Source organism: Streptomyces sp. NBC_00464, assembly GCF_036013915.1.
GTDB lineage: Bacteria > Actinomycetota > Actinomycetes > Streptomycetales > Streptomycetaceae > Streptomyces.
This window is the reverse complement of the sequence record NZ_CP107899.1, coordinates 5,757,483-5,784,307: the sequence shown is the minus strand read 5'-3', so window position 1 is coordinate 5,784,307 and position 26,825 is coordinate 5,757,483. Positions and strand designations below refer to the sequence as shown.

The following is a 26,825-nucleotide window of genomic DNA, read 5'->3' as shown; positions in this document are numbered from 1 at the left end:
GCCACTGTGCCACGCCCCGTATCTCGTGAACCATGGGGCAGGATGGGCTCCATGCCGCACTCCCGTATCGCTGTCACCGGATCGACCGGACTCATCGGAGCGGCGCTGGTGCGCTCGCTGCGGGCCGACGGGCACGAGGTGGTCCGGCTGGTCCGGCGCCCGGCGCGGTCGGGCGACGAGGTGGAGTGGGACCCCGAGCGGGGTTACGTGGACGTGGCCGGGCTGGTGGGCTGCGACGCCGTCGTCCATCTCGCCGGGGCCGGGGTCGGCGACCACCGCTGGACCGAGGCGTACAAGCGCGAGATCCGGGACAGCCGGGTGCTGGGCACGGGCGCGATCGCCGAGGCCGTCGCCTCGCTGGACGTACCGCCGAAGGTGCTGCTGTCCGGGTCCGCGATCGGTTTCTACGGCGACACCGGGGACCGTGCGGTCGACGAGGGCGCACCGCCCGGCGACGGTTTCCTGCCGTCGGTGTGCGTGGAGTGGGAGGAGGCCACGGCCGCCGCGGAGGAGGCCGGGGTGCGGACCGTGCACGCCCGCACCGGACTGGTCGTCGCCCGGGAGGGCGGCGCCTGGGGGCGGCTCTTCCCGCTGTTCCGCGCGGGGCTCGGCGGCCGGCTCGGCAACGGGCGGCAGTACTGGAGCTTCATCGCGCTGCACGACCACATCGCGGCGCTGCGGCACGTCCTGGACACCCCGGAGCTGTCCGGACCGGTGAATCTGACCGGGCCCGACCCGGTCACCAACGGCGAGGTGACGGCGGCGATGGGCCGGGTGCTGCGCCGGCCCACCCTGTTCACCGCTCCCGCGCCCGCGCTGCGGATCGCTCTGGGCGACTTCGCCGAGGACGTGCTGGGCAGTCAGCGGGTGCTGCCGGGGCGGCTGCTGGACTCGGGGTTCGCCTTCGCCTTCCCCGGGATCGACGCCGCCATCCGGTCGGCTCTGCGCTGACCCCGGACCCCAGGAGCCCTCCTCCGTCGCTCCGTTCGGACGGACGTGCGACCCCGTGCACCGGTGCCCCGGCCCGCGCGCGACTGCGCGTAATCCCGCCACCCTCCTAGCCTCATGCCGAACTCGCGCATTCCGGTGGCCTGTTGAGGGCAAGAGCCTCCCACCAGTTGCGCCGACTCGGGGAGGGGCATGTGCTCAGCACGGCACACCACGCGGACGTCGTCATCATCGGGGCCGGGATCGCCGGCCTGTCAGCGGCCCACCGACTGACCAGTGCGGGAGTGAGCGTCAGCGTCCTGGAGGCCGGCCCCCGGGTCGGCGGCCGGATGATGACCGACGAGGTGGACGGGTTCCGGCTCGACCACATCGGCCCGCTTCTCACCACCTCGTATCCGGAGCTGTACGCGACGCCCGGACTCGACCGACTCGTCCTGCGGAACTTCGATCCCGGCGTACTCGTCCACAGCGAGGGCCGCCGGTACCGGACCGGGGAGATACGCGGCCCCCGGGGCGCACGCAGCGCGCGGGGCGCATTCAAGGCGGCTCGCGCCCTCGCAAGCGCCCCCCGGGCGCCCCTGGGCGGGAGCCTCACCGGGGCCATGGGCGGGGCGATCGACCAGGCCCGGCTCGGCGCGGCGCTGGCCCGGCTCGCGGCCACACCCAGGTCCCGCATCCTGGCCCGGCCCGAACGGGCCGCGCTCGACGCCCTGTCCGGCCGGGGCCTGTCCTCCCGGACGCTCAACGGCTTCGTGCGCCCCCTGCTCACGGCGCTGCTCAGCGACCCCGCGCTCATCACGTCGAGCCGGTGCGCCGATCTCGCGCTCCGCGGCTATGCGAGCGGCAGGCTCTGCGTACCGTCGGGAGGTTCGGCCACGCTGCCCGAACTGCTCGCGGCCACGCTGCCGCCCGGCACCGTACGGACCGGTGTGCACGTCACGGCGGCGGACATCACCTCGGTGCGCACCAAGGAACACGGCGAACTGGGCTGCCGCTCCCTGCTGCTGGCGACCGGTGCGAGCGCCGCGGCCGAGCTGCTCCCCGGCCTGCACGTGCCCCCCTTCCATCCGGTGACGGTGCTCCACCACACCGCCCCCGCTCCCCCGCCGACCGGCGCCTCGCTGCTCCTGGACGCCGACCGCTCGGGACCGGTCACGCACACCGCGGTGATGAGCGCGGTCGATCCGGCGCGCGCCCCGCACGGCCGGGTCCTGATCAGCTCGACGGTGCTCGGCACCCCGCCGGCCGATCTGGACCGCGAGGTCCGCGCGCACCTCGCGGCGCTCTACGGGACACCCACCGACGACTGGGAGCTGCTGGCCACCCACCACGATCCGGAGGCGGTGCCCGCGATGGTGGCCCCGCACGACCCGCAGCGCCCGGTCCGGCTGCTCGCGGGCCTGTACGTGTGCGGCGACCACCGCGACACCGGCACGGTCCAGGGGGCCCTGTCCTCCGGCCGTCGCGCCGCCGGGGCGATCCTCGGCGACCTGGGGGTGAGCCCGGCCTCCGGGGACACCGCGGCGCTCCCCGAGGCGGCCTGAGGGCCGGCCCCGGGCGCGGCCTCAACCCAGCGCGGCCACCCGCTCGCGATAGCCGCGGACCGCGGCGGCGTCACGGAAGGGTTCGAGGCGCCGCTCGAAGTCCCGTACGTACTCCGTGGCGCGCACCGACCGCATCTCCGCGGCCTGCTGCGCGGCTTCCGCGCCCAGCCGGCAGGCCTGGTCGAGCTCGCCGAGCCCGAGCCGGGCGGAGGCCAGTACCACCCGGCAGAACAGCCGGCTGCGGGCGTACGCGGGAGCGCGCAGCTGGAGCGAGCGCTCCGCGTGCTGGGCGGCGGCCCGGTACTGCTGGAGGTCGCGGTGGCAGTGCCCGAACTCGTCGGCGAGCTGGGCCTCGTCGAAGTAGCGCGCCCAGTGCGGCACCTCGTCGCCGGGGCGGGATGCCTCCAGCGCGCGTTCCGCCCGCGCGAGCGAGGCCACGCACGCCTTGGCCTCGCCGAGAACGCCGTGACCGCGCGCCTCGACCGCGTGCAGCAGGGCCAGCACGGCGTGCGGTGCGGCGGAGCCGACGCCCTGCTGGGCCACCCGCGCCAACTGCACCGCCTCGCGGCCGTGCCCGAGGTAGACGGCCTGCCGGCTCATGGTGATCAGGACGAAGCTGCCGTAGGCCCGGTCGCCGGCGGCCTGCGCCAGCCGTAACGCCTGGACGAAGTAGCGCTGGGCGAGCCCGTGGGCCGCGATGTCGTACGAGGTCCAGCCGGCCAGCCGGGTCAGGTCGGCGGCGGCGGCGAAGAGCCGCCGCCCGGTGGCCTCCCCGTACGTGCCGCGCAGCATCGGCTCCGTCTCGTGCTCCAGGTACCGGACGAGGGCCTGCCGGGCGTGGCCGCCGCCGTAGGCGTTGTCCAGGGTGCGGAAGAGCTCGGCGACCGAGCGCAGGGCGGCGACGTCACCGCTGCCGACCTTCTGCCCGGAACCCCGCTCGGTCTGCCGCTGCCGGGGCACGCCGGAGCCGCCGGCCAGGGGTGCCGGGGCGCCGCCGGGCGCGTGCGGTCCGGCGGGCCGGGACGGGGTGGGCCCGCGGAGGCCGTGCCGGACGCCGGGCGCGGGCGCTGCGCCCTGTCCGGGCACCCCGGGCAGGAACCCGCCGCCGGGTCCGGTGAGGCCGCTCCCGCCGCCGTGCTGCCCGTTCGCCGCGCTGCCGTACATCGCCTGGGGTCCGGGCGCCTTGCGCGGCCCGGCGTGCGCCTGGGCGCCCCCGTGCGCCCTGCCTGCCCCGCCCGTCACCGCGGCGGCCTCGCCCGCCCGTCCCACCCACTCGTCCGCCCGCCCGATCAGCCAGTCCCGGCTGGGGACGACAAGTCCCGCCGGGGTGAAGGCGATCTTCCGCAGCTCCACATGGCTGCCGGAGTCCTTGCGCCACAGTCCGCTGACGATGTCGACCGCCTCGGCGGGCGTGGCCGCGAACTCCAGACCGGCGTAGACGGGCGCGCAGGCGTCCAGGCCCAGGTCCTGCGCGGAGAGCCGGCGGCCGAGCCGCCGGGTGAACACCTCGGCGATCAGCGCGGGTGTGGTGCCCCGTGGCTGCTGCCCGCGCAGCCAACGGGTCACGGAGGTCTTGTCGTACCGCAGGTCGAGGCCGTGTTCGAGACCGAGCTGGTCCACCCGGCGGGCGAGGCCGGCGTTGGAGAACCCGGCCTCGGTGATGAGCGAGGCGAGTCGGCGGTTGGGAGTGCGCTGCGGGGGTCGTTCCGACATCAGCTGTACGGTCTCCTGCCTTCGGGGCCGGGCGGGCAGCAGTCCCTGAGGCCTGCTCTGGCGTTTCCCCGCGGCGTCACGGCGCTAGGGGGTGTCTGACAAATGCCTGCGGCGTCGCGGCGTCTGGCACGCACGCTCGCGGCGTTGCCGAAACGCCCACGTGGCTCCGCCACGAGGACGCTCCGGCGCCTTGCGGTCGCACGCACCGGACACCGCTCCTTCTCCCGCACTCATTTGTCAGACACCCCCGGGGCAGGCCCCGGGGAACGGCGCGAATTTAGCGGCCCCCGGGGCAACCCCGGCCACCTTCGCTTCACATTCATCCGATCGTGTGAGGATTGAGGGCGGCGCTGACGGGAACCACCTGCCGGGCCCCCGCTCCGACGCCGGTCGTACAGTGGCCGGAGGCGCGATTCGGTGCATGGTGACGTGACGACGGGGACATCCTCCGGGCCCGGCACCGCAAGTAGAGAGGCTGCTTTCGTGACTGGACTTCGGTTCGTCCGTCTGGGATTCGGCGAGGATGCCGTCGACTACCAGGAGGCCTGGCAGAAGCAGCGCGAGGTGCACGCGGCACGGTTCGAGGACACCGTCCCCGACACCTGCCTGCTGCTGGAGCACCCGCCCGTCTACACGGCGGGCCGGCGCACCGCCGACAGCGAGCGTCCCCTGGACGGCACCCCGGTCATCGACGTGGACCGCGGCGGCAAGATCACCTGGCACGGTCCGGGCCAGCTGGTCGGCTATCCGATCCAGAAGCTGCCGCGTCCGGTGGACGTCGTCGCGCATGTCCGCCGCCTGGAGGACGCGCTGATCCGTACGGCGGCCGAGTTCGGCGTGGAGACCAGCCGGGTCGAGGGCCGCAGCGGCGTCTGGGTGCTCGGCGACCCGGTCGAACAGCGCCCGGCGATCGGCGGCCTTTCGCTCGACTTCGACCCCCGTCTGCAGGACGAGGAGTTCGACGCCCGGCTGAACGGCCCCGAGTACGCCCCGTCCAACGCCGGCCAGCGCCGCGAGGACCGCAAGCTGGCCGCGATCGGCATCCGGGTCGCCAAGGGCGTCACCATGCACGGCTTCTCCTTCAACGTGAACCCGGACACCACCTGGTTCGACCGGATCGTGCCGTGCGGCATCCGGGACGCCGGCGTCACCTCGCTCAGTTACGAACTCGGCCGCGAGATCACGATCGCCGATGTGCTCCCGGTCGCCGAGAAGCACCTCCGGGACATCCTGGAGAACGCCGAGCTCGCGCCGCGTACCGTCGAGCGCAAAGACGATGCCGTGGCCACGGCCTGACCCTCGGAGCACCCCTCCGGGAATAGGCCCTGCCGGCCACAGGTTGGGCAGACGTAAAGCCGTATGAACCACGGGCGTACCCTGGTGTTCGCCGAAGAATCCAATGCAGCGAAAGCAAAGGGGAGTGCCGGAGTGTCCGCTGTCGCACCCGACGGGCGCAAGATGCTGCGCCTTGAGGTCCGGAACAGCCAGACCCCCATCGAGCGCAAGCCCGAGTGGATCAAAACCCGGGCGAAGATGGGCCCCGAGTACAACCAGCTGCAGAAGCTCGTGAAGAGCGAGGGTCTGCACACGGTGTGCCAGGAGGCCGGCTGCCCCAACATCTTCGAGTGCTGGGAGGACCGCGAGGCCACGTTCCTCATCGGCGGTGACCAGTGCACCCGCCGCTGTGACTTCTGTCAGATCGACACGGGCAAGCCGCAGGAGCTGGACCGCGACGAGCCCCGCCGCGTCGGCGAGTCGGTCGTCACGATGGACCTGAACTACGCCACCATCACGGGCGTCGCGCGCGACGACCTGGAGGACGGCGGCGCCTGGCTCTACGCCGAGACCGTGCGCCAGATCCACGCGCAGACGGCGGAGCGGGAGGGCGGCTACACCAAGGTCGAGCTGCTGATCCCCGACTTCAACGCGGAGCCCGCGCAGCTCGCCGAGGTCTTCTCCTCGCGCCCCGAGGTGCTGGGCCACAACGTGGAGACGGTGCCGCGGATCTTCAAGCGGATCCGCCCCGGCTTCCGTTACGAGCGTTCCCTGGAGGTCATCACCCGCGCCCGCGAGGCCGGTCTGGTGACCAAGTCCAACCTGATCCTCGGCATGGGCGAGACCCGCGAGGAAGTCAGCCAGGCCCTCCGGGACCTGCACGACGCGGGTTGCGAGCTCATCACGATCACGCAGTACCTGCGGCCGACCCCGCGCCACCACCCGGTCGAGCGCTGGGTGAAGCCGCACGAGTTCGTGGAGCTCAAGGAGGAGGCCGACGCGATCGGCTACTCCGGTGTGATGTCCGGGCCGCTGGTCCGCTCCTCGTACCGTGCGGGCCGGCTGTTCCAGCAGGCGATGGAGCGGCGTGGCGCGGTGGCTCCGGCGCCGACCGCGTAACAGAGCCCGTGTGAATCCGAGCACAAGAAGCTACTGAGCAGTAACGGCTGATTCGACGCGGCCCATGCGCTCCTCGCAGGTCGGAGGCGCGTATGGGCCGCGTCGGCGTGCGCGGCGCCGATATCAAGGTTTCATTGGTGTTTGACCGACCGGTCATGCGCTGGTAACACCAAGCAGTGACCCTGGATAACACGCAGCGCAGTGGTTCCGGCGCCGTGACCGGCAGTATTCGCCCCGACGGGGGCTGAGCCTTCCGGGAGAGGCACCGGCAGCCGCTGCCGCCCCTGCGTCCCGTATCCAGTCCGCGCAGCACACTCCGCCCGCCGGGCACCGCCCGGTGAGCGCATCCGTTCCGAGGGGACTTCCACGATGCAGGCCGTGCCGGTACGCGCCACCGCCCTTCCGTCCGTCACCGATGCCCTCCGCGCCGTCGAGTCGCTGCTGCTGAGCAGCGGCCAGCGCACCGCCCGCCGAAACGCCTGGACAGCGGTCCTCGAAGACCGCCGCCGGGCCAAGGACCGGGTCGAGTCCGAGTACGTACTGGAGGCCGTGGCCGACCACCGTTCCTAGGCCACGTAAACTTCATTGCATGGCGAGGAAGGCAGAATCCACTGAAGGCGCGGACAGCGCCGAGAACGCGGGGCGGCTCAAGCAGATCGCCCTGACCTACAAGATGACCAGGCGGACCGACTCCAAGATCGGTCTTGTCGTCGCGGGTGTGGGAATCGTCACCTTCGGTGTCCTCCTCGCGATCGGTTTCTTGATCGACCACCCGATCTACGTGGGCATCCTGGGCTTCGTGCTCGCCCTCCTCGCGATGGCGATCGTCTTCGGGCGGCGTGCCGAGCGTGCTGCCTTCGGGCAGATGGAGGGACAGCCCGGCGCAGCGGCGGCCGTGCTGGACCGCGTGGGCCGTGGCTGGACCACGACGCCGGCGGTCGCGATGAACCGCAGCCAGGACGTCGTCCACCGTGCCGTGGGCAAGGCGGGCATCGTGCTGGTGGCCGAGGGCAACCCGAACCGGGTGAAGAGCCTGCTCGCGGCCGAGAAGAAGAAGATGGCCCGCATCGTGATCGACGTACCCGTTCACGACATCATCGTCGGCAACGACGAGGGTCAGGTGCCGCTCAAGAAGGTGCGCACCAAGATGCTGAAGCTGCCGCGCGTACTGACCGGCCCGCAGGTGACGGCCGCCAACGACCGACTGCGCGCGATGGGTGACCTGATGAGCAACATGCCGCTGCCGAAGGGCCCCATGCCCAAGGGCATGCGGATGCCGCGCGGCGGAAAGATGCGCTGAGCGGACTGAGAGAACGCACGAAGAGGGCGGGGCGCGAACCACCGGGTTCGCGCCCCGCCCTCTTTCGTCGGTGCGCTGTTCCTGAGAAGAGGGACTTGCGCTGCCCTCAGAGCCTGAACTGTCCCTCGGAGCGGGACCTGAGCCGTTCCTCAGATACGGATCTGAACGGCGCGGGCCAGCCGGTCGTGCAGTCCGCGGCCGTCACGGTCCCAGACCAGGGCCGGGATCACCAGGCACAGCAGCACGCTGCGCACCAGCACCCGCCCGAACCCCAGGCGCCCGCCGTCCTCGGCGACGACCTTGATGCCCAGCAGGCGCTTGCCGGGCGTACAGCCGATGGTGCCGACGGTGAGCACACTCAGTACGAGGAAGATGCCGAGCGCCCAGTTCCCGGTCGCCTGCTGGTCACCGCGAGCGAACAGCCCGTATGCGATCAGCATGCACAGGGCCCAGTCGACGAAGACCGCGCCGAAGCGCCGGCCGAGCGGCGCCATGGCGCCCGGCCCCTGCTCGGGAAGCCCGAGCCGCTTGCCCCGGTACCCGAAGTCGGCGCCCATCTCCTCGGCGGCCGCACGCGGCCCGGAGAGCCACGATCCGATTGCTTGCCTATTGTCCACCCGACCACGGTACTGCGCCCGCCCGCGGCCCCTGCCGGGCGGGGGGCCGCCGCGGCCGGGACATCGTGCCGAAACCGGCCCGGAACACACCGGGAACCGGCCGTCGCGCCGGACACGAGGTGCCGCTCACACCCGGCCCGGTTAACTTCGGCGAAACAAATGGGTCATGCTTGAGAAATCCGGTCTGCCTATGGTCGGGTCCAGCGTGTGCCACCGCACTGGCCACACAACGAGCTGCAACCCCGTCCCTCCCGGGCCGGGAGTAGGAGGAGTTGGATGTTCCAGAACGCCGACGACGTGAAGAAGTACATCGCCGACGAAGACGTCAAGTTCATCGACGTCCGGTTCTGCGACCTGCCCGGTGTGATGCAGCACTTCACCATCCCGGCAGCGGTCTTCGACCCGAACGAGGAGCTCGCCTTCGACGGCTCCTCGATCCGCGGCTTCCAGGCCATCCACGAGTCCGACATGGCGCTCCGTGCGGACCTGTCGACCGCCCGTGTCGACCCGTTCCGCCGCGACAAGACCGTCAACATCAACTTCTTCATCCACGACCCGATCACGGGCGAGCAGTACAGCCGTGACCCGCGGAACGTGGCCAAGAAGGCCGAGGCGTACCTCGCCTCCACCGGCATCGCCGACACCGCGTTCTTCGGCCCCGAGGCCGAGTTCTACGTGTTCGACAACGTCCGCTTCCAGACCTCGGCGAACGAGTCCTTCTACCACATCGACTCCGAGGCCGGCGCCTGGAACACCGGGTCGGAGGACAACAACCGCGGCTACAAGGTCCGCTACAAGGGCGGCTACTTCCCGACCCCGCCGGTGGACCACTTCGCCGACCTGCGTGCCGAGATCTCCATGGAGCTGGACAAGAACGGCCTCCAGGTCGAGCGCCAGCACCACGAGGTCGGCACCGCCGGCCAGGCCGAGATCAACTACAAGTTCAACACGCTGCTCGCCGCGGCCGACGACCTGATGCTCTTCAAGTACATCGTGAAGAACGTCGCCTGGCGCAACGGCAAGACCGCGACCTTCATGCCGAAGCCGATCTTCGGTGACAACGGCTCGGGCATGCACGTCCACCAGTCCCTGTGGGCCGGCGGCGACCCGCTGTTCTACGACGAGCAGGGCTACGCGGGCCTCTCGGACATGGCGCGCTACTACATCGGCGGCATCCTGAAGCACGCCCCGTCGCTGCTGGCCTTCACCAACCCGACGGTGAACTCCTACCACCGCCTGGTCCCCGGCTTCGAGGCCCCGGTCAACATGGTGTACTCGCAGCGCAACCGCTCCGCCGCGATGCGCATCCCGATCACGGGCTCCAACCCGAAGGCCAAGCGCGTCGAGTTCCGCGCCCCGGACCCGTCGTCCAACCCGTACCTCGCCTTCTCGGCCCTCCTGATGGCCGGCCTGGACGGCGTCAAGAACAAGATCGAGCCGCCGGAGCCGATCGACAAGGACCTGTACGAGCTGGCTCCCGAGGAGCACGCCAACGTCCAGCAGGTCCCGACCTCCCTCCCGGCCGTGCTCGACGCCCTTGAGGCGGACCACGAGTACCTGCTGGCGGGCGGCGTCTTCACGTCCGACCTGATCGAGACGTGGATCGACTTCAAGCGGACGAACGAGATCGCCCCGATCCAGCTGCGCCCGCACCCGCACGAGTTCGAGCTCTACTTCGACCTCTAGGCAGCAGGGCCGGGCGGTGCTTGCCGTCCGGCCGATGCCCTGATGTGACGCAGGCAGAACGACGAGGGCTCCACCCCGCAGGTGCGGGGTGGAGCCCTCGTCGGCGTATCCGGGCCCTGTCCGGGCCTACTGCTTCCTGCCCGTCCTCACGTGTTCTGCAGGATCTGGATCAGGTTGCCGCAGGTGTCGTCCAGCACCGCGACGGTCACCGGCCCCGCCTTCAGCGGCTCCTGGGTGAAGCGCACCCCCAGTCCGCGCAGCCGGTCGAACTCCGCGGGGACGTCGTCCACGGCGAAGGAGGCGGCCGGGATGCCGTCCCTGACCAGGGCCGTCTTGTACGGCTTCACCGCGGGATGGCCGTCGGGCTCCAGCAGGAGTTCGGTCCCGTCGGGGTCCTCCGGCGACACCACCGTCAGCCAGCGGTCCCGGCCCACCGGGACCTCGGCCTTCTTCACGAAGCCCAGCACCTCCGTGTAGAAGCGCAGGGCCCTGTCCTGGTCGTCGACGAAGACGCTGGTCAGATGGATCCTCATGAGGTGTTCTCCCGTGAGTCGGTGCGGGGTGCCCGGTAGCGCCGCGGCTCAGTGCCGCAGCGCCTTGCCCACCTCGACCTTGACGTCCCCGTCGAGCTTGCGGTTGCTGCGGGCCGTGCCGTCCTTGGTCCCCTTGGAGGCCACATCGTCGACCGTCACCACGACCGTGTCGAGCAGATTGCCGCCTCCGTCCTCGAAGTTGACCTGCACGCCGTAGGACTGCGTGGAGTCGGTGCTGTTCTTCACCGTGATCTTCGAGGTGACACGGCCGTCCTTGTCGGTGGCGGGTGCGCCCGCCTTGACGTCGCCGCTCGCGTTCACACCGTCCTTGAAATCGTTCAGCTTGTCCCCGGCGGCAGCCGTGGCGGAAGCGACCACATCGGCGCCCTTGGAGGCGACCGAGGAAGCCGCCGATGCCGCCTTGGACGCCGTGCTCGACGCGCTGTCCCCGTCGTCCGAGCATGCCGTTGCCGTGGTCGCCACGATCATCGCCACCAGTACCGCGCCCGCGCCCCGTACGCCTCGCCTCGTCATCGTGCCTCCCAGCACTCGTCCGTCGCCCCCAAGTCAAGGGGGCGGCAGGTGGTGGCGCATGCGGTGTAGGCCGGACGGGTGAGCGGCCGGGGGCGGTGGGGTCGCGGTCCTTGCGCGGACCGCCCAGGCTGGGGGGATGAGCGAGCAGACCGGCCCCGGCGCACCGGCCCCGCCGCCTCGGCGGCGGCTGTGGCCGTGGGTGCTGTTGATGATCCTCGTGCTGCTCGCCCTCGGCGGCGGCGCGGTCTCCGCGGTACTGGCCCGTGAGGTCTCGGCGGAGGGTTCGCGCACGGTACACATCCGGTACGACGTCACCGGCGCCGCCGAGGACGTGACGCTCACCTACAGCACCTGGAAGGGCGAGGAGCTGTCGACCGGGCGGCTGACCCTGCGGAGTCTGCCGTGGACCGGTGAGCTGGACACCAAGGGATTCATGAGCGGTGGTTCGTTCGTCGTCAGCCTCGGGAAGTCGGGTGGCGACGTGGCCTGTTCGGTGACGGTGGACGACGGCACCCGTCGCACCGCCAGGGCCTCCGGAGCCTTCGCCACCGCCGCGTGCAACGGGTACTGAGACGCGACCGCGCCCCCGGTCTCCCGGGGGCGCGGTCCTCGGCGGACGGTCAGGCGGTCAGCGGCCGTAGCGGATCAGCGCGCGGACCATGCGGCAGGTGGTGTCGGACGGCGGGTGGATGGCGAGGCGCTCGGCGGCCGTGCGTATCCGGGCGTTGCTCGCGCTCGACGGGTGGTAGACGCCTGCGTCGAGCAGCGCGATCGCCAGGCGCATCGCCTTCAGCCGGCGATTGTGGGAGACGTACCACTCACGGGGACGGCCGGCGGGGAGGCGCTTCTTCTTCAGGGGTGTGTGGAGCGGCTTGGTCGTGACTGCGGCTACGGCCATTGGCAACCTCCTGGCGCGGTGGTGGAACCCTCACGAACTACCTCCATTTTACTGCCCACCACTGACAATCGCCCCTGGCCAGAGGGGTTTTCGGGGGTCCATCGCGTACCTTTGGCCCCATGGAGATCTGGATCAATCCCGCCTGTTCCAAGTGCCGCAGTGCGCTGACGCTGCTCGACGCGGAGGGTGCCGACTACACGGTCCGCCGGTACCTGGAGGACGTGCCGTCGCCGGACGAGATCCGGGCCGTGCTCGACCGGCTGGGGCTGGAGCCGTGGGACATCACGCGGACGCAGGAGGCGGACGCGAAGGAGCTGGGTCTCAAGGAGTGGCCGCGCGAGGCGGACGCGCGGGAGCGCTGGATCACCGCCCTCGCCGAGCACCCGAAACTCATCCAGCGGCCGATCATCACGGCGCAGGACGGCACCGCCGTCGTCGCGCGCACGGACGAGGCGGTCCGGGACGCGATGGGGCGCTGAGCGCGCGACGGGGCGCGGGCGCCGGGACTAACCGGCAGCGGCGTCGAGGAACTCCTCGATTCTGCGGTTGAGTTCGGCCGTCACCGGTCCGTACAAGGGCAGTGCGTGGTGGGAGGCGCCGCGCAGAACGGCGGTCCCGGCCTGCGGCAGCAGCCGGTTCACGGCAGCGGCCACCCGGGTCGCGTCCTGGGCCCGCCCCTGTCCGGCGAGGAGGACCAGGGCCGGTACGCCGAGCCCGCGCACAACTGAGCTCGGACTCAACTCGGCGGGCACCACCTCGCTCATCGACCGGCTGGAGCGCCTCGGCCATCTGACGCGCACCCGCGACGCCCGGGACCGGCGGCGGGTGCTGCTGTCCGTGACCCCGCAGGCGGTGGAGCTGGGCTGGGCGGCGTTCGGACCGATGATCGGGAGCGCCGAGGCGCTGCTGCGGGAGTTCGACGAGGCCGAGGTCGCCGCCGTACGGCGGTTTCTGCTCGGTTTCCACGCCGCGGTGTCGGCGGAGCCGGACCCGGCCGACGGCGCGGATCGCCCATGAGGCGGTGTCGCGGCCGGCCCGGTCCCGGGGGCCCGGGGGGTCCCTTCGGCTCAGCCGCCCGCCTGCGCCTCGGCTTCCGCGAGCAGTTCCGTCAGCCGGAGCCCGAACCGTACGTCGCAGGGGTGCGGCTCCCCCGTTCGCACCGATTCGATCAGCGCGTCCACCGCCGCCGTGAACGCCCCGACGGCGCCGTCCCACCGGGGCAGTCCGACGATGCCGTGCTCGCCCCTGAGCTCGATCCCCACCCCGGCCGCCGCCACCGGCGCGGCCAGGGTGAGCGTCACCGTGCTGGAGGCGCCGGAGGCGTGGCGCAGGACGAGGTGGTGGGTGCCGGCCGGGCCGCGGGCGGCGGTCAGGGCGGTGACGTCGCCGAGCACCGGGATGAGGACCGAGAGCGCGTGCGGGCCGACGTCCCACAGGCCGCCCTTCTCCTTGCGCCAGGGGGACGCGGCGAACTCGCTGTCCGCACCCGGCGCCCACAGGGCGCCGATCCACTCGGCGTGAGCGGTGAACCAGCCGCCCGCCGCGCCCTGTTCGGCGATCCAGGCCGCGGTCTCCGGCGCGAAGCGCAGGGTGCAGAAGACGATCGAGGCGACCCGGGCCTGCTCGACGGCCTCGGCCACCTCACGGGCGCCCTCGACGGTCGTGGCCACCGGCTTGTCCATCAGCAGATGGCAGCCGGCCGCCGCGGCGCGGGCCGCCAGCGGGGCCTGGATGTCGGGCGGCAGGGCGAAGGCGACGGCATCACTCGTGGCGAAGAGCTCGTCGAGTCCCGCGTCGCCGGTGTACGCCGTGGTGCCGTGCGCGGCCGCCAGCTCCCCGGCGGCCTCGGCACGCCGCCCCCACACCCCGCTCAGCACGGCGCCCGGGTGGGCGGCGAGGGCGGGGGCCTGGGTTTTGCGGGCCCAAGGGCCCGTGCCGACCAGGCCGATGCGTACAGGGGTCACGGGTGTCGTCATGCGACCAGTGTGCCGGTGCGCCCGGCCGCCCGGGAGAACGGGCCCTTCCGGGACGGGCAGGAGCCGTCCGGGCCCTGTATACGACGGGGGCGGTTCCGGCCTCCGGCGGCTGTCGCCGGGCACTGCGGCGACCGGAATCCGGGGCGTCTGCTTCCGGTCGCCGCACCGGGACCGCGGCCGGTGGACGGCACCCCACGGCGCCGCCGTCTTACGCAGGAAACCTCGGTAACACGGGGTTCACACGAGGGCAACGGTCGGGAAATCGCGCCTTGCGAAGCTGCGCTGCATAGACCGCAGCACCCCCAAAGGATGGCTTCCGTGACGTTCAAGGCTGAGTACATCTGGATCGACGGCACCGAGCCGACCGCCAAGCTCCGTTCCAAGACCAAGATCATGCCCGGTACCCCCTCGTCGGACGTGGCGGAGCTCCCCATCTGGGGCTTCGACGGGTCGAGCACCAACCAGGCCGAGGGCCACGCCTCCGACCGGGTGCTGAAGCCGGTCTTCACCTGCCCGGACCCGATCCGCGGCGGTGACGACGTCCTGGTCCTGTGCGAGGTCTTCCACATCGACATGACGCCGCACGAGTCCAACACGCGGGCCGAGCTGCGGCCGGTCGCCGAGCAGTTCGCCGGCCAGGAGCCGATCTTCGGCATCGAGCAGGAGTACACGTTCTTCGACGGCCACCGGCCGCTCGGCTTCCCCGAGGGCGGCTTCCCTGCCGCTCAGGGCGGGTACTACTGCGGTGTCGGCGCGGACGAGATCTTCGGCCGTGACATCGTCGAGAAGCACCTCGACAACTGCCTGAAGGCGGGCCTCGCCATCTCCGGCATCAACGCCGAGGTCATGCCCGGCCAGTGGGAGTTCCAGGTCGGACCGGTCTCCCCGCTGGAGGTCTCCGACCACCTGTGGGTCGCGCGCTGGCTGCTGTACCGCACCGCCGAGGACTTCAACGTCTCCGCGACCCTGGACCCGAAGCCGGTCAAGGGCGACTGGAACGGCGCGGGCGCGCACACCAACTTCTCCACGAAGGCGATGCGCGAGGGCTACGAGGCGATCATCACCGCGGCCGAGTCGCTCGGTGAGGGCTCGAAGCCGATGGACCACGTCAAGAACTACGGCGCGGGCATCGACGACCGGCTGACCGGTCTGCACGAGACCGCCCCGTGGAACGAGTACAGCTACGGCGTCTCCAACCGCGGCGCCTCGGTCCGTATCCCGTGGCAGGTCGAGCAGGACCAGAAGGGCTACATCGAGGACCGCCGTCCGAACGCCAACGTCGACCCGTACGTCGTGACGCGGCTGATCGTCGACACCTGCTGCACCGCGCTGGAGAAGGCCGACCAGGTCTGATCCCGCCGCAGTAACCGTCCGTACGAGGGGCGCCCACCGGCAGTCCGGTGGGCGCCCCTCCGCGTGCCCGGGGCGCTGTCAGTGCGGTGTGCCAGGCTGGTCGCATGCTCGAGATCAAGATCGCGACCGAGAACCAGCAGACACACACCCGTGTTTCGGACCAGGAGCTCGGCGACCTGGTGCACCGAATCGGCATGACCGGTGACCGCTTCCTGGTCGTGCAGCGGATACCGGACATCCCGGGCACGTTCATCCAGGTGTGGCACGAGGTCGACGGCGCGTACGACGTGGAGCACCGCACCGGCGGAGCCGCCACCCATGTCCGCGCCCTCGTCGAGACGCCCGAGCAGGTCGCCGCGTTGATGGCGCGCTGGGCCCGCCGGGAACCCGGATGGGACACGGGTATCGGCTGGGAGGGCGCCGGCCTGCCGGAACCGGAGGCCGTACCCGGGATCGCGGCGGACATCCGCGAGCAGTTGGAGGAGCGCGTACGGGAGTTGCTCCGCGGCGGGTACGGCAGCGTGGCGGATCTCGCCGAGTCGGCCGAGGACTACCTGGTGAAGGACGGCGTGCATCCGGTGACCCTCGCGCAGGCGCGGCAGCTGGTGGAGCGGCTCTGGCTGGAGCGTGTCGAGGAGCAGCGGCAGTGGGCGGACGTGACCGATCCGGACCGGCTGGAGCAGGCCTTCGCCGTGCTGGACGGGCGGGGAATCACCGCCCGGGAGCACTTCACGTGCTGCCGGTCGTGCGGAGTCGGTGAGATCCGCACGGAGGGGCGGGACGACGCCCGGGGCTTCGTCTTCTTCCACATGCAGGGCACGGAGGGCGCCGCGGCCGGGCACGGACTGACCCTGTACTACGGCGGGTTCGACGAGTCCGCGGAGACGACCGCGGCGGTGGGCCGGGAGGTGGCGGCCGTGCTGGGGGAAGCCGGACTGACCGTGGAGTGGGACGGTTCGCCGGACCGGGCGATCGAACTGACGGGCCTGGACTGGCGGAAACGGCTGGTGGGCTGAGCCCGAGGTGCGGTCCATAGCAAAGGGTCCGTATCGACGGGTGAGAGAACTCTGCTCCCGCGCCCTGTTCTCTGGTTCAATGGGGTCATGGCCAGCATCCAGCACACCTCGACAGGTCGCAGCGACCTCGAACCGTTCTGGCCTTCCCGTCAGCATCACGACTTCGACCGGGTGTGTTGCCGCGCGTTGAACGCGCAGGCCCTCTAACACCGCTCACCCCGGTCTTCGGTCCGCGCGCACGAAGCAAGTCCGTCCACAGACGACTCCCTCGCGCGAAAGAGCTGACCCTCATGGCGAACACCCGTACCTTCTCCGCCGCAGTCGCTGCCACCGCAGCGCCGTCGGCGACCGCTGCGACCGCTTCCGCCCGTCCCCCCTCCCCCAACCGGCACCGGCTGCGAGCCGTGGCTCCGGACGAGGTCGTCCGGCAGACCGACGTCTCCGCGTTCCTGACTCCGGGCGCGACCTGGCTGCCCGCGCCCCAGCACACCCTGCCGGCGCTGCCGGGCCGGCCGCCCATGGTCGGATATCTGGTGCTCGTCCCCGCCGACCAGCAGCCGGCCATCGCGGCCGCGGCCGCCCAGTACGTGGTACCCGAGGTGCCGGCGCACGAGGGAGCCGGGCCGGTGCGGATCGACTCCGTCCAGCGCACCGCCGCGGTGAACGGGAACACGCTCGACCTCACCTACCTGGAGTTCGAGCTCCTCGCCCATCTGGTGGCGCACCCCCACCGGGTGCACACCCGCGACCAGTTGGTGACCACGGTCTGGGGTTACGGGCACGTGGGCGACGGCCGCACCGTCGACGTCCACATCGCCCGGCTGCGCCGCAAGTTGGGCGCCGAGCACCGCCGGTCGATCCAGACGGTGCGGCGCGTCGGCTACAAGTACGCTCCCTGATCGCACACGAAGTGGGGCCCCGGCTGCGGTACGTACCGCAGCCGGGGCCCACTTCGTATCTCCGGGATCAGCCGTGCATCACCGGGGCCGCCGCGGGCGCGGGCTCCGGCTCCGGCTCGCCGTGGTCCGGTTCCGGCAGGCGGCGCAGGCCGCGCGGGATGCGCCAGTTCCGCTCGCCCAGCAGCGCCATCACGGAGGGCAGCAGGACCATCCGTACGATCGTGGCGTCCAGCAGCACCGCGACGGCCAGGCCGACGCCCATCTGCTGCATGTCCTGCATGGACAGCGTCCCGAAGACCGAGAACACCGCCACCATGATCACGGCCGCGCCGGTCACCGCGCCGGCCGTGCGCCGGATGCCCTCGTCGATCGCGGCCGGGGTGGAGAGACCGCGGCTGTGGGCCTCACGGATCCGGGAGACCACGAAGACGTGGTAGTCCATCGAGAGCCCGAACAGGACGACGAGGACGAACAGCGGCATCCAGGACTCGATCGCGCCGACCCCCTCCGAACCGATCAGCGAGGCACCCCAGCCGTGCTGGAACACGGCGGTCATCACGCCGTAGGCGGCGGCCACCGAGAGCAGGTTGAGCAGGATCGACGTCACGGCGATGACATAGCTGCGGAAGCAGAACAGCATCAGCAGGAAGGTCACCGCGGTGATGAAGAGGAAGACGGGCGCGATACCCCGCTTCAGCTGGTCGTTGAAGTCCACCGACCCGGCCACCTCACCGGTGACGTAGACGTGGGCGCCCGTGCCGTCGAACGCGGCCGGCAGCCGGTCCTCCCGCAGTTCGGACAGGCCGGCCTTGCCGCCGGGCAGCGGTACCTCGATCTCCGCGACGTTCTGCGCCCGGTGGACGGTCACCTTGTCGAAGCCGGCGAGCGCCTTGCGTACGGCAGGTGCCTCGATGTTGTCCGCCTCGACGACCACTTGGGCGGGGGCGGGGCCGCCGGGGAACGTCTCGCTGATGTGGCGGTAGGCGACCGACAGCTGCGAGTCCGATCCGAACTGCTTCTCCAGCCCGAGCGACTCGGTCTTCATGCCGAGGGCGGGCGCGGCAAGCACCAGCAGCACGACGACCGAGGCGGCGGCGAAGAACTTCGGCCTGGCCAGGACGGGCCGCAGCAGTTTGCCGGCGATCCTGCCGCTCTCCTTCTTGCCGCGCTTGTTGCGGCGGTTCAGCAGCGGCACGCGTCCGGCGTCGATCCGGTCGCCCAGCCAGGAGAGCAGTGCGGGCAGGACCGTCACGGAGCCCATCATGGCGATGAAGACCACGATGATCGTGGCGAGGGCGAAGCCCTTGAAGAGCAGGAGTCCGGACAGGAACATGCCGGCCATCGCGACCATGACGGTCAGCCCCGACACGAGCACTGACCGGCCGCTGGTCGCCGCGGCGATGCGCAGCGCCGTCTCGGCGTCGCGCCCCGCGGCCCGCTCGTCGCGTTCGCGCCGCAGGTAGAAGAGGCAGTAGTCGACGCCGACGGCGAAGCCCATCAGGAACATCACGGAGTACGTCGTCTGGAAGAGGTGCAGCTGGTGGCTGGCGAGCGAGAGCAGACCGAAGGCGGCCATGCACGCGGTCAGCGCGAGTCCTACGGGCAGCAGGGCAGCGACGACGGCCCCGAAGGCGACCAGCAGGATGCCGAGGGCCAGGGGTACGGCGGTGAACTCGGCCTTCTTGAAGTCCTCGGAGAGCAGGTCGCCGAGCCACTTCCCGGCGCTGGCCTCGCCGAACTGGTGGACCGTGACGTCCGTCCGTTCCTTCTGGACCCCGGCCACGGCGTCCAGCACGGGCTGCACCCGGTCGGCGGAGGTGGCCGCGTCGCCCTTCATCCCGAACGTGATCAGTGCGTCCTTGCCGTCCTTGGAGGCGACGGGCTCCGCGAGGTCCGTCACCTCGCCGGTCCGGCCGATGGCCGCGGAGAGTTCCTTCGCCGCAGTCCGCCAGCCGTCGGGCTCCTTCGACGACACCATGACGAGTTCGCCCGCCCGGTGGCTGAGGCCGGCGTCGGAGAGGATCTGCTCGGCGCGGGCCGAGTCACCTGCGCCGTTCTCCGCGTTCGTCATCTCGACCATGCCCGACGCACCGCCGATGCCCGCGGCAAGTACGACGAAGAGCAGCCAGCCGAGAATGGCCGTCTTGCGATGGTGTGCGCTCCACACACCGATACGTGCCGCGAGATTACGCCTCATGGCGTGTTCGCCCCCTGTTGTAGACGTCGGACCGGACAGCTCCGAATCTAGAAATTCCGGGCCTGCCGCCCCAGCCGCCGAGGCCCCCTCTTCCCGTGACGTAGGGCGAGGTCACGGGGGTGGTGGTAGGTACACCCCCACCGGGTGGCGGAACGGCTGACACCGCGGCTGCCGGACGGGTCAGACTGGGTGCGGAACCGGGGCTGCCAGGAGTACCCGGTAAGGGAAGAGGGACCGTATGAACAGGCCGACCGGACGGATAGGGGCCGCACTGCTGGCGGCGGGGCGCGGGCTGGTGCTGTCGTTCGCCTCGATCGTGGGGTCGGTCACGCTGTTCGTGCTGACGGTGCTCTCCATCGCCTTCATCCCGCTGGGGATCGGCCTCGTCACCACCCCGTACGTGCTGACGGCGGTGCGCAAGCATGCCAATCAGCGCCGGCTGCTGGCGGTCACCTGGTCGGACGTCCGTATCCCGGTCCCGTACCGGCCGCTGCCGAAGGATGTGCGCAGCGGGTTCACCGGGCAGGTGGAGCGGACCACGCTGATGCTGAAGGACCCGGCGACCTGGCGGGACATCCAGTGGATGCTGGTCGACATGACGGCCGGCTACGTCGTGGCGATCCTGGCGGCGGCGCTGATGATCTACCCGGTGGAGGGGTTCGTCCTGGCGGCGGGTCTGTGGCGGGTCTTCACGGACGACCGGTACTGGTACGCGTTCGTCCCCGTCGACAGCCAGGCGACGGGGCTGGCCGCCGCCGCGGTCGGCGTGGCGTTCTTCGCGGTCGGTGTGGCGTTGAGCGAGCGGCTCCTGCGGGCACACTTCGTGATCGCCCGCTCCGTGCTGGCGCCCACCCATGAGCAGGAACTGGCGCTGCGCATCGACCGGTTGACCGAGACCCGGCACGAGGCGGTCGACACCGCCGCGTCGGAGCTGCGGCGTATCGAGCGGGACCTGCACGACGGGGCGCAGGCGCGGCTGGTCGCCATGGGCATGAACCTCGGCACCATCGAGGCTTTGATCGAGAAGGACCCGGCGCAGGCGAAGAAGCTACTGGCGACGGCCCGCGCGTCGTCGGCCGAGGCCCTCACCGAGCTGCGCGACCTGGTGCGCGGCATCCACCCGCCGGTGCTCGCCGAGCGGGGGCTCGGGGACGCGGTCAGGGCACTGGCGCTGCGGCTGCCGATCCCGTCGGAGGTGGACGTGGAGCTGAACGGCAGGGCCGAGGCCCCGGTCGAGTCCGCGGCCTACTTCGCGATCAGCGAGGCCCTGACGAATGCGGCGAAGCACTCGGGTGCGGACCGGATCTGGGTGGACCTGCACCATGTCGACGGCATGCTGAGGATCTCGGTCACGGACAACGGGAAGGGCGGCGCGGTGGCCGCAGGGGGCTCCGGCCTGAGCGGCATCGAACGCCGACTCGGTACATTCGACGGCATCATGGCCGTCAGCAGCCCCGCGGGCGGTCCCACCATGGTGACCATGGAGATCCCTTGCGAGTTGTCCTAGCCGAAGATCTCTTCCTGTTGCGCGACGGCCTGGTGCGCATGCTGGAGGCGTACGACTTCGAGATCGCGGCCGCCGTCGAGACGGGGCCCGAACTCACCCGGGCCCTTGCAGAGTTGGAGCCGGATGTCGCTGTTGTCGATGTCCGGCTTCCGCCGTCCCACACGGACGAGGGGCTGCAGTGCGCTCTGGCGGCACGGCGGGCCAGGCCGGGGCTGCCGGTGCTCGTACTCTCCCAGCACGTCGAGCAGTTGTACGCGCGCGAGCTGCTGGCTGACGGCAACGGGGCGATCGGATATCTGCTCAAGGACCGGGTGTTCGACGCCGACCAGTTCATCGACGCGGTACGCCGGGTCGCGGCGGGCGGCACGGCCATGGACCCTCAGGTGATCTCGCAGTTGCTGTCGCGGCGCGCGCAGGACAAGCCGATGGGCGGGCTGACGCCGAGGGAGCGGGAGGTCATGGAGCTGATGGCCCAGGGCCGTTCGAACGGGGCGATCGCCTCGCAGATGGTGATCACGGAGCGGGCGGTGGCCAAGCACACCTCGAACATCTTCGGGAAGCTCGGCCTGCCGCCCTCCGACGACGACAACCGCCGCGTTCTCGCGGTGCTCGCGTATCTGGACCAGGGGTAGGCGAGAAGTGCGGGATCGCGCATCCCGGCCGGGTCAGGGCCGGCCGGGATGCGCGGGATCGGGAGCGGTCAGGAGCCGGCCGGTGCGGTGGCCAGGTGCAGGGTCGTGGCGCCCAGGTACGGCTTCGCCCTGGATTCCAGCACCTTGACGCGGACGGCGGTGGCGGTGACGGCTTCCGGCAGGGGCAGGATGCGCTCGTGGCCGATGGTGGTGCCCTCGGCGATCCGCTGCCAGGCCCCGTCGATCCGGGCCTCCACGGCGAACCTCTCGACCCGCTGGCCGTGCCGGACGTCCTCGCGGACGGCCACCCGGTCGAAGGTGTACGGGCCGGGGCCCTGCTTGCGTACGTCGGAACCGTAGATCCGGCGCACGTCGTTGCCGAAGGCGGTCAGTGATGCGACGTCCCCCGCGGCGATCCGGCCGTCGGGTGCGGGCGGCACGTTGAGCAGGAGCGAGGCGTTACGGCCGACGCTCTTCTCGTACAGGTTCATCAACTGTGCGGCGTTCTTGGGCTGTTCGCCCTCGTGGTAGAACCAGCCCGGCCGGTTGGAGACGTCCGCCTCGGCCGGGTACCACTGGAGGTAGTTGACGTCCGGGCCGAGGAGCTTGGCCCGGGAGCCGATGTCGGCGTCGGTCGAGTCGTTGGGGAGGCTGCCGAGCCCCGTCCACGGGTCGGCGGTGTGCGGGGTGACGCTCCACTCGGTCTCCCGGGCGGTGCCGTTCTCGTTTCCGACCCAGCGGACGCCCTGCGGACCCTGGAAGACGACGGTGTTCGGCGAGAGCGCCTTGACCATGTCGAACCACTGCTTGACGTCGTACTTCTGCGTGATGCCGGAGCCCGACCACGGGTTGGCGCCGTCGAGCCAGAGCTCCTCGACCGGACCGTACTGGGTGAAGATCTCGTACAGCTGGTTGAGGTAGTACGCGTCGTAGTCGTCGGCCTTCACCTCGAAGGTGGGCAGCTTGCCGCTCTTCACACGGGCGGCGCGGTCGTCGCCGGGGACGAGGGTGGGAATCGTGCGCGCGGTGACGGCGCTGCCGTTGCCGAAGCGGCCCTGGCCGGCCGGGGCGCGGTCGCCGTCCTCCAGCGCCATCCGCTCGGGCAGGCTCAGCGGTTTGCCCTCGGCCTGCTTGGCACGGATCTTCTCGACCCACTCGGCGTGCCAGGCGTGCGGGAGTTCGGCGCCGTCGGAGGGCGAGAGGTAGAGGCCGACCTTCAGTCCGGCCTTGCGGGCTGCCTTCACATAGGCGGCGACGACATCGGGGCTGCCGGGGCTGAGGGCGACCGAGTGGTCGGTGTAGCGGCTCGGGTACAGGACGAAGCCGTCGTGGTGCTTGACGGTGAGCATGACCTGCTCGACGCCGGCCGCCTTGTAGGCGCGCATCCACTGGTCGGCGTCGATGCTCTTCGGCGCGAAGAGCTTCTCGTCCTCGGTGCCGGAACCCCATTCACGGTCGGTGAAGGTGTTCATCCCGAAGTGCGTGAAGGCGGTGACCTCCCGCTGCTGCCAGGCCAGCTGTCCCGTCGTGGGGACCACGTTCGCCGCCTTCTCGATGATCCGCTCGGGGCTGTCGCACGCCTCGACCGTCATCTGCGACGCGGGTCTCACGGGCGCGCTGCACGGGGCAGCGGGTGTGGCGGACCGCTGGGGTGCGGACTGCTGCGCCGTGGCCTGTACGGGGACGAGCGCGGCGGCGGCCGCCAGTGCGAGCGCGCTGAGCACGTGGGTGCGTCGTGCCATGGTTCCCTCCCATTCGCGACCACGAGTGGTCGGATCTCTCGGGTGCCGACGCGTGCATGCTGCCGCAATAAGTGGCAGTCGGGAAGGGTGCGCGCTACATACGTCCTATCTCTCGTGCGCAAAGTCCAAGCCACCCGCTCGCTCAGCCGTTGAACCAGGCCGCCATGTCGAGCCGGAAGGCATCCGCGGGAGCCATGGCGCGCAGGTCGGACTCGATGGCCCGGACCCGCTCGGCCCCCAGCGCCCGGACCCATGCGGCCCGCACCCGGTCGAAGCCCTGGGCGGACCGCACGAGCACGTCGATCCCGCGCGGGGCCAGCCGGACCAGTTTGCGGCGGCCGTCCCGCGGATCGTCGGCGCGCTCGACGTATCCGAGGCTTTCGAGCTTCTCGACGGTCTTCCCGGCGGCCTGCTTGGAGACTCCCAGCCGCCGGCCGATCTCGCTGGCCGTCGCCCCGTCACGACCCACGGCCTGGAGCGCGTAGCCGTACGCGGCACGCATCTCGGGGTGACCGTGCTCGGCCAGCTCGCGATGCAACTCGTCGATGATCGACCGGAATCCGGCGAACAGGAGCACGGGCAGCTCGAAGCCCGCACCGGCCTCCACGTCACGCTCAGCCATTGCGAAACTCGACAACCTGGTTTACCTTTTCGTCAATCACGTTGTCGAGTTTACCGCGAGAGGTCACCCATGTCCGCGTCCGTGTTCCCCGACCACACCCTCGAATCCGCCCCCGCCGCGGCCCGCCCCACCATGGAGGCCGTGACCAGGAAGCAGGGCTACCTGCCGACCGCCGTCGCCCGGCTCGCCCTGTCCCCGGAGCTGCTCAACGGCTTCCTGAAGATGAGCGCGCTCTTCGAGACGACGACCCTGGACCCGCTGTCGCGGGAGACCGTGATCATGACCATGGCCGACCGCAACGGCTGCCACATCTGCGTGGCCATGCACACCGCGAGGCTCACCGCCCTCGGGGCCGACGCCGGCGTCATTGCCGCGCTGCGGGACGGCAGCCTTCTGCCGGACGAACGACTGGAGGCGGTACGGCAGTTCACCCTGGCCGCCATCGAGACGAGCGGTGCCGTCGACGACGAGACGCTCCAGTCGTTCCTGGCGCACGGATACACCTCCCGCAACGCGCTGGAAGTGGTCCTGGGCATCGGCGCCTACACCATGTCGACCCTGGCCAACCGGATGACCGCGGCGCCGATCGATCCGCAACTTGCCCAGTTCGCCTGACACTTGGGTCACCGGAATCCCTCCGCCCGTTGAACGGGCCGCGCACCGGCGCCGTATGGAACGTCACGCTTCTCCCCCGCGAAGCCTGAGGAGTCCGAGGAGTTCCATGGGACGCACATCGCGCAAGAAACGCTCCACGTTGGCCAACCGGGCGATCATCGCCTCGGCCGCACTGATCCTGGGCGGGGGTGGGCTGGCCGCGGTCAACGTCCACGCCTCGGCGGGCGAGGGCTCGTCCGGCTCGTCCCACGGCCGGAACTGGCAGCCGGTCCGCCAGGCCTCCACCATCGACTGCCCCGAAGTGGTCGACGAGATCCCCGAGGTGCCCGGTCCTGCCCGGTCCGAGGTCGACCGCGAACTCGCCGCCATGGACACCCAGATCACCGATGCCTACCGGGAGTTCGCCGACCGCCGGGACAGCATGGCCCGGGATCCGGACCTCGCCGAGAACGCCGTGCTCGGCCCGCTGAAGGCCCGGCGCACCGCCAGCATCGACCGCATCGCGACCGCCATCGGGCGGCGGGCGCCGCGTCCGGAGGGGCTCGGCTCGCTGGCCCCGTGCAGTCTGCGCGCGGACGACGAAGGGGGCGCCGAGGAGAGCACGCCCACGGACGGGCCCACGGACGACGCCCCCGGCGACGACGGAGCCAACGGAGGCGGCCAGGAACAGAACGGCAACGGCCCCGAGGACTCCGACTTCGTCGACATCCGGTCCGTCCGGCCGGACGTCGAGAAACCGGCCCGGCTCCGCGGCGCCTCGCGCGGCACCTTCACCACCGAGTGCGGGCGCAACCAGAACGGGAAGTTCAACCCGGACAACGTCATCGCCGCCCCCGGTGTCGGCAACGGCGCCCACCACATGCACGACTACGTCGGCAACCAGGCCACGGACGCCTTCTCCGGCGACGAGGACCTGGCGGCAGGCGACACCACCTGCCGCAACCAGGGCGACCGGTCCACGTACTACTGGCCGGTGCTCCGCCTGCAGAACGGCACGGACGAGAACGACGCCGACGCCGACGGCGGGGGCAAGGACCGGAACACCGGGGAGATCCGGACGCCGTCCCAGGTGACGCTGAGGTTCGTCGGGAATCCCACCGGGAAGGTCACGGCCATGCCTCGCTTCCTGCGCATCATCACCGGTGACGCCAAGGCGTTCACCAACGGCGACGCCAACGCCAACGCCTCCTGGAGCTGCACCGGATTCGAGGACCGGCAGCTCGGGGACGCGTACCCGATCTGTCCGCAGGGCAGCCAGGTCGTCCGCTCCTTCGCCTTCCAGAGCTGCTGGGACGGGCAGAACACCGACAGCGCGAACCACCGCACCCATGTGGCCTTCACGCAGGACGACGGGAGGTGTCCGGACGGCTTCCGGGCCATTCCGCAGCTGGTCCAGCGGATCGTGTACGACGTGCCGCCGGGGCCCGGGTTCGCCGTCGACTCCTTCCCGGAGCAGCTGCACAAGCCCGTCACCGATCACGGTGACTTCATCAACGTCTTCGACGACAGGCTGATGCGGAAGGTGGTGAGCTGCATCAACGAGGGGCACAGGTGCCGCTGAGGCCCGCCGCCCCGCGCACCTGCGCGGTCAGCTCCCGCGGTGACCGGAGTCCCCCGCCCCGCTCCCGCCACTTCCCGAGTGGTGCGAAGAGGCGGTCTCCACCGTCCCCCCGAGCCGGCCGCGCAGTGCTGCGATGACCGTGGCGTCCGAGACGGCCACCCATCCGCGGCCGACCAGATACGAGCCGCCGTAGTCGTTGGCCTCGTTGATCCACTCCCGCTGTCCGCGGTCGGTGGCGAAGGTGGCCAGTACATAACGCCCGTCGTCCGTATCGCAGTTGGCCTGCCGCAGTTCCTGCGCGTCGGTCTGGAGCTTCGGCTCGCAGTGCGCCTGGGCGGCGAGTTCCTCCAGTGTGCCGGTGGCGGTCGGCGGGATTCCGGTCCCGTCGCCGCCGCCGCATGCCGCGAGCAGGGCCAGGGCCGCGGAGCCGGCCACGACGACGGCCGGGCGCCGCGCATCCCGCACCCCTGGCGTCCCGCGCCGCTTCGTCATCCGGCCATCGTGCCGCCTCGTGGCGGGTCCTGGCAGGCGAACGGAA

General features: G+C 71.2%; 28 protein-coding genes. 17 read left to right on the top strand and 11 right to left on the bottom strand.

Going from position 1 to position 26,825, the window contains the following annotated elements:
* The first annotated feature begins 51 nt into the window (after nt 1-51).
* On the top strand, nt 52-951 hold the full coding sequence (locus OG912_RS26015) for a TIGR01777 family oxidoreductase (protein WP_326735793.1): 900 nt from the start codon (nt 52-54) through the stop codon (nt 949-951).
* Between the two features lie 191 nt (nt 952-1,142).
* Nucleotides 1,143-2,492, top strand: coding sequence for an NAD(P)/FAD-dependent oxidoreductase (locus OG912_RS26010; protein ID WP_327711487.1), 1,350 nt, complete (start codon nt 1,143-1,145; stop codon nt 2,490-2,492).
* A gap of 21 nt (nt 2,493-2,513) precedes the next feature.
* Here OG912_RS26010 and OG912_RS26005 read toward each other — a convergent pair whose 3' ends face one another.
* Nucleotides 2,514-4,205 carry a regulator gene (locus OG912_RS26005; protein WP_327711486.1) on the bottom strand — a complete coding sequence of 564 codons (1,692 nt, stop codon included), beginning with the start codon at nt 4,203-4,205 and terminating at the stop codon, nt 2,514-2,516.
* 483 nt (nt 4,206-4,688) lie between these two features.
* On the opposite strand from OG912_RS26005, the gene lipB reads away from it, so the two are divergent.
* The 4 genes from lipB to OG912_RS25985 all read left to right on the top strand — a co-directional run bounded on the left by lipB (nt 4,689) and on the right by OG912_RS25985 (nt 7,899).
* Nucleotides 4,689-5,501: a lipoyl(octanoyl) transferase LipB gene (gene lipB, locus OG912_RS26000; RefSeq protein ID WP_326735796.1), complete on the top strand. Its 813-nt coding sequence runs from the start codon at nt 4,689-4,691 to the stop codon at nt 5,499-5,501.
* Between the two features lie 132 nt (nt 5,502-5,633).
* Nucleotides 5,634-6,599, top strand: a complete 966-nt coding sequence (lipA, locus tag OG912_RS25995) for a lipoyl synthase (RefSeq protein ID WP_327711485.1) — start codon at nt 5,634-5,636, stop codon at nt 6,597-6,599.
* 369 nt (nt 6,600-6,968) lie between these two features.
* On the top strand, nt 6,969-7,169 hold the full coding sequence (locus tag OG912_RS25990) for an SCO2195 family GlnR-regulated protein (RefSeq protein ID WP_136330099.1): 201 nt from the start codon (nt 6,969-6,971) through the stop codon (nt 7,167-7,169).
* 19 nt (nt 7,170-7,188) lie between these two features.
* Complete coding sequence (locus OG912_RS25985; RefSeq protein WP_326735798.1) at nt 7,189-7,899, top strand: DUF4191 domain-containing protein; 711 nt, start codon at nt 7,189-7,191, stop codon at nt 7,897-7,899.
* A 149-nt stretch (nt 7,900-8,048) separates the two neighbouring features.
* Here the strand turns inward: OG912_RS25985 and OG912_RS25980 are convergent, their stop codons facing one another.
* On the bottom strand, nt 8,049-8,516 hold the full coding sequence (locus OG912_RS25980) for an RDD family protein (protein ID WP_327711484.1): 468 nt from the start codon (nt 8,514-8,516) through the stop codon (nt 8,049-8,051).
* A gap of 276 nt (nt 8,517-8,792) precedes the next feature.
* On the opposite strand from OG912_RS25980, the gene glnA reads away from it, so the two are divergent.
* A complete protein-coding gene (glnA, locus tag OG912_RS25975; protein WP_326735800.1) occupies nt 8,793-10,202 on the top strand; it encodes a type I glutamate--ammonia ligase in 1,410 nt (469 codons plus the stop codon).
* 146 nt (nt 10,203-10,348) lie between these two features.
* On the opposite strand, the gene OG912_RS25970 is transcribed toward glnA, so the two are convergent.
* Both OG912_RS25970 and OG912_RS25965 read right to left on the bottom strand, forming a co-directional pair.
* On the bottom strand, nt 10,349-10,735 hold the full coding sequence (locus OG912_RS25970) for a VOC family protein (RefSeq protein ID WP_327711483.1): 387 nt from the start codon (nt 10,733-10,735) through the stop codon (nt 10,349-10,351).
* A 48-nt stretch (nt 10,736-10,783) separates the two neighbouring features.
* Nucleotides 10,784-11,269 (bottom strand): hypothetical protein, encoded by a 486-nt coding sequence (locus OG912_RS25965; RefSeq protein WP_326735801.1) that lies wholly within the window; start codon nt 11,267-11,269, stop codon nt 10,784-10,786.
* Between the two features lie 136 nt (nt 11,270-11,405).
* On the opposite strand from OG912_RS25965, the gene OG912_RS25960 reads away from it, so the two are divergent.
* Nucleotides 11,406-11,840, top strand: coding sequence for a hypothetical protein (locus OG912_RS25960; protein WP_327711482.1), 435 nt, complete (start codon nt 11,406-11,408; stop codon nt 11,838-11,840).
* A gap of 57 nt (nt 11,841-11,897) precedes the next feature.
* Here OG912_RS25960 and OG912_RS25955 read toward each other — a convergent pair whose 3' ends face one another.
* On the bottom strand, nt 11,898-12,167 hold the full coding sequence (locus OG912_RS25955; RefSeq protein ID WP_326735803.1) for a hypothetical protein: 270 nt from the start codon (nt 12,165-12,167) through the stop codon (nt 11,898-11,900).
* Between the two features lie 119 nt (nt 12,168-12,286).
* Between OG912_RS25955 and OG912_RS25950 the strand changes: the two genes are divergently transcribed.
* Nucleotides 12,287-12,646 carry an arsenate reductase family protein gene (locus tag OG912_RS25950; RefSeq protein ID WP_327711481.1) on the top strand — a complete coding sequence of 120 codons (360 nt, stop codon included), beginning with the start codon at nt 12,287-12,289 and terminating at the stop codon, nt 12,644-12,646.
* Nucleotides 12,647-12,673: 27 nt separating this feature from the next.
* Here the strand turns inward: OG912_RS25950 and OG912_RS25945 are convergent, their stop codons facing one another.
* Entirely contained in the window at nt 12,674-12,931 is a 258-nt protein-coding gene (locus tag OG912_RS25945) for a hypothetical protein (RefSeq protein ID WP_327713660.1), read from the bottom strand.
* 61 nt (nt 12,932-12,992) lie between these two features.
* Between OG912_RS25945 and OG912_RS25940 the strand changes: the two genes are divergently transcribed.
* Nucleotides 12,993-13,184: a hypothetical protein gene (locus tag OG912_RS25940; RefSeq protein ID WP_443061022.1), complete on the top strand. Its 192-nt coding sequence runs from the start codon at nt 12,993-12,995 to the stop codon at nt 13,182-13,184.
* Between the two features lie 50 nt (nt 13,185-13,234).
* Here OG912_RS25940 and OG912_RS25935 read toward each other — a convergent pair whose 3' ends face one another.
* Nucleotides 13,235-14,143, bottom strand: coding sequence for a Gfo/Idh/MocA family protein (locus OG912_RS25935; RefSeq protein WP_327711480.1), 909 nt, complete (start codon nt 14,141-14,143; stop codon nt 13,235-13,237).
* A 318-nt stretch (nt 14,144-14,461) separates the two neighbouring features.
* Between OG912_RS25935 and glnII the strand changes: the two genes are divergently transcribed.
* The 3 genes from glnII (at nt 14,462) to OG912_RS25920 (ending at nt 17,411) form a co-directional block, all read left to right on the top strand.
* Nucleotides 14,462-15,496, top strand: a complete 1,035-nt coding sequence (gene glnII / locus OG912_RS25930) for a glutamine synthetase (protein WP_326735808.1) — start codon at nt 14,462-14,464, stop codon at nt 15,494-15,496.
* A gap of 104 nt (nt 15,497-15,600) precedes the next feature.
* On the top strand, nt 15,601-16,512 hold the full coding sequence (locus tag OG912_RS25925) for a DUF6891 domain-containing protein (RefSeq protein WP_327711479.1): 912 nt from the start codon (nt 15,601-15,603) through the stop codon (nt 16,510-16,512).
* Between the two features lie 290 nt (nt 16,513-16,802).
* Nucleotides 16,803-17,411, top strand: coding sequence for a winged helix-turn-helix domain-containing protein (locus tag OG912_RS25920; protein ID WP_327711478.1), 609 nt, complete (start codon nt 16,803-16,805; stop codon nt 17,409-17,411).
* Nucleotides 17,412-17,478: 67 nt separating this feature from the next.
* Here the strand turns inward: OG912_RS25920 and OG912_RS25915 are convergent, their stop codons facing one another.
* Nucleotides 17,479-19,608, bottom strand: a complete 2,130-nt coding sequence (locus tag OG912_RS25915) for an MMPL family transporter (protein ID WP_327711477.1) — start codon at nt 19,606-19,608, stop codon at nt 17,479-17,481.
* 238 nt (nt 19,609-19,846) lie between these two features.
* On the opposite strand from OG912_RS25915, the gene OG912_RS25910 reads away from it, so the two are divergent.
* Nucleotides 19,847-21,115 carry a sensor histidine kinase gene (locus OG912_RS25910; protein ID WP_327711476.1) on the top strand — a complete coding sequence of 423 codons (1,269 nt, stop codon included), beginning with the start codon at nt 19,847-19,849 and terminating at the stop codon, nt 21,113-21,115.
* Nucleotides 21,100-21,747 (top strand): response regulator transcription factor, encoded by a 648-nt coding sequence (locus OG912_RS25905; RefSeq protein WP_327711475.1) that lies wholly within the window; start codon nt 21,100-21,102, stop codon nt 21,745-21,747. Before OG912_RS25910 ends, OG912_RS25905 begins: the two co-directional genes overlap by 16 nt.
* 68 nt (nt 21,748-21,815) lie before the next feature.
* On the opposite strand, the gene OG912_RS25900 is transcribed toward OG912_RS25905, so the two are convergent.
* Entirely contained in the window at nt 21,816-23,489 is a 1,674-nt protein-coding gene (locus OG912_RS25900; protein WP_327711474.1) for an alpha-L-fucosidase, read from the bottom strand.
* A 142-nt stretch (nt 23,490-23,631) separates the two neighbouring features.
* Complete coding sequence (locus tag OG912_RS25895; RefSeq protein WP_443061021.1) at nt 23,632-24,111, bottom strand: MarR family winged helix-turn-helix transcriptional regulator; 480 nt, start codon at nt 24,109-24,111, stop codon at nt 23,632-23,634.
* Between the two features lie 69 nt (nt 24,112-24,180).
* Here OG912_RS25895 and OG912_RS25890 point away from each other — a divergent pair, with 69 nt between their 5' ends.
* Both OG912_RS25890 and OG912_RS25885 read left to right on the top strand, forming a co-directional pair.
* Nucleotides 24,181-24,726, top strand: a complete 546-nt coding sequence (locus OG912_RS25890; protein ID WP_327711473.1) for a carboxymuconolactone decarboxylase family protein — start codon at nt 24,181-24,183, stop codon at nt 24,724-24,726.
* 106 nt (nt 24,727-24,832) lie between these two features.
* Entirely contained in the window at nt 24,833-26,287 is a 1,455-nt protein-coding gene (locus tag OG912_RS25885; RefSeq protein WP_327711472.1) for a DUF1996 domain-containing protein, read from the top strand.
* 27 nt (nt 26,288-26,314) lie between these two features.
* Here the strand turns inward: OG912_RS25885 and OG912_RS25880 are convergent, their stop codons facing one another.
* Nucleotides 26,315-26,779, bottom strand: coding sequence for a hypothetical protein (locus OG912_RS25880; protein WP_327711471.1), 465 nt, complete (start codon nt 26,777-26,779; stop codon nt 26,315-26,317).
* Nucleotides 26,780-26,825 lie beyond the last annotated feature (46 nt).

Excerpts from the sequence above, each read along its gene's own strand:
- OG912_RS26015 (WP_326735793.1), top strand. The coding sequence starts at position 52 with ATGCCGCACTCCCGTATCGCTGTCACCGGATCGACCGGACTCATCGGA.
- OG912_RS26005 (WP_327711486.1), bottom strand. The coding sequence starts at position 4,205 with ATGTCGGAACGACCCCCGCAGCGCACTCCCAACCGCCGACTCGCCTCG.
- OG912_RS25990 (WP_136330099.1), top strand. The coding sequence starts at position 6,969 with ATGCAGGCCGTGCCGGTACGCGCCACCGCCCTTCCGTCCGTCACCGAT.
- OG912_RS25985 (WP_326735798.1), top strand. The coding sequence starts at position 7,189 with ATGGCGAGGAAGGCAGAATCCACTGAAGGCGCGGACAGCGCCGAGAAC.
- glnA (WP_326735800.1), top strand. The coding sequence starts at position 8,793 with ATGTTCCAGAACGCCGACGACGTGAAGAAGTACATCGCCGACGAAGAC.
- OG912_RS25970 (WP_327711483.1), bottom strand. The coding sequence starts at position 10,735 with ATGAGGATCCATCTGACCAGCGTCTTCGTCGACGACCAGGACAGGGCC.
- OG912_RS25965 (WP_326735801.1), bottom strand. The coding sequence starts at position 11,269 with ATGACGAGGCGAGGCGTACGGGGCGCGGGCGCGGTACTGGTGGCGATG.
- OG912_RS25960 (WP_327711482.1), top strand. The coding sequence starts at position 11,406 with ATGAGCGAGCAGACCGGCCCCGGCGCACCGGCCCCGCCGCCTCGGCGG.
- OG912_RS25955 (WP_326735803.1), bottom strand. The coding sequence starts at position 12,167 with ATGGCCGTAGCCGCAGTCACGACCAAGCCGCTCCACACACCCCTGAAG.
- OG912_RS25950 (WP_327711481.1), top strand. The coding sequence starts at position 12,287 with ATGGAGATCTGGATCAATCCCGCCTGTTCCAAGTGCCGCAGTGCGCTG.
- OG912_RS25945 (WP_327713660.1), bottom strand. The coding sequence starts at position 12,931 with ATGAGCGAGGTGGTGCCCGCCGAGTTGAGTCCGAGCTCAGTTGTGCGC.
- OG912_RS25935 (WP_327711480.1), bottom strand. The coding sequence starts at position 14,143 with ATGACGACACCCGTGACCCCTGTACGCATCGGCCTGGTCGGCACGGGC.
- OG912_RS25925 (WP_327711479.1), top strand. The coding sequence starts at position 15,601 with ATGCTCGAGATCAAGATCGCGACCGAGAACCAGCAGACACACACCCGT.
- OG912_RS25920 (WP_327711478.1), top strand. The coding sequence starts at position 16,803 with ATGGCGAACACCCGTACCTTCTCCGCCGCAGTCGCTGCCACCGCAGCG.
- OG912_RS25915 (WP_327711477.1), bottom strand. The coding sequence starts at position 19,608 with ATGAGGCGTAATCTCGCGGCACGTATCGGTGTGTGGAGCGCACACCAT.
- OG912_RS25910 (WP_327711476.1), top strand. The coding sequence starts at position 19,847 with ATGAACAGGCCGACCGGACGGATAGGGGCCGCACTGCTGGCGGCGGGG.
- OG912_RS25900 (WP_327711474.1), bottom strand. The coding sequence starts at position 23,489 with ATGGCACGACGCACCCACGTGCTCAGCGCGCTCGCACTGGCGGCCGCC.
- OG912_RS25895 (WP_443061021.1), bottom strand. The coding sequence starts at position 24,111 with ATGGCTGAGCGTGACGTGGAGGCCGGTGCGGGCTTCGAGCTGCCCGTG.
- OG912_RS25890 (WP_327711473.1), top strand. The coding sequence starts at position 24,181 with ATGTCCGCGTCCGTGTTCCCCGACCACACCCTCGAATCCGCCCCCGCC.
- OG912_RS25885 (WP_327711472.1), top strand. The coding sequence starts at position 24,833 with ATGGGACGCACATCGCGCAAGAAACGCTCCACGTTGGCCAACCGGGCG.
- OG912_RS25880 (WP_327711471.1), bottom strand. The coding sequence starts at position 26,779 with ATGACGAAGCGGCGCGGGACGCCAGGGGTGCGGGATGCGCGGCGCCCG.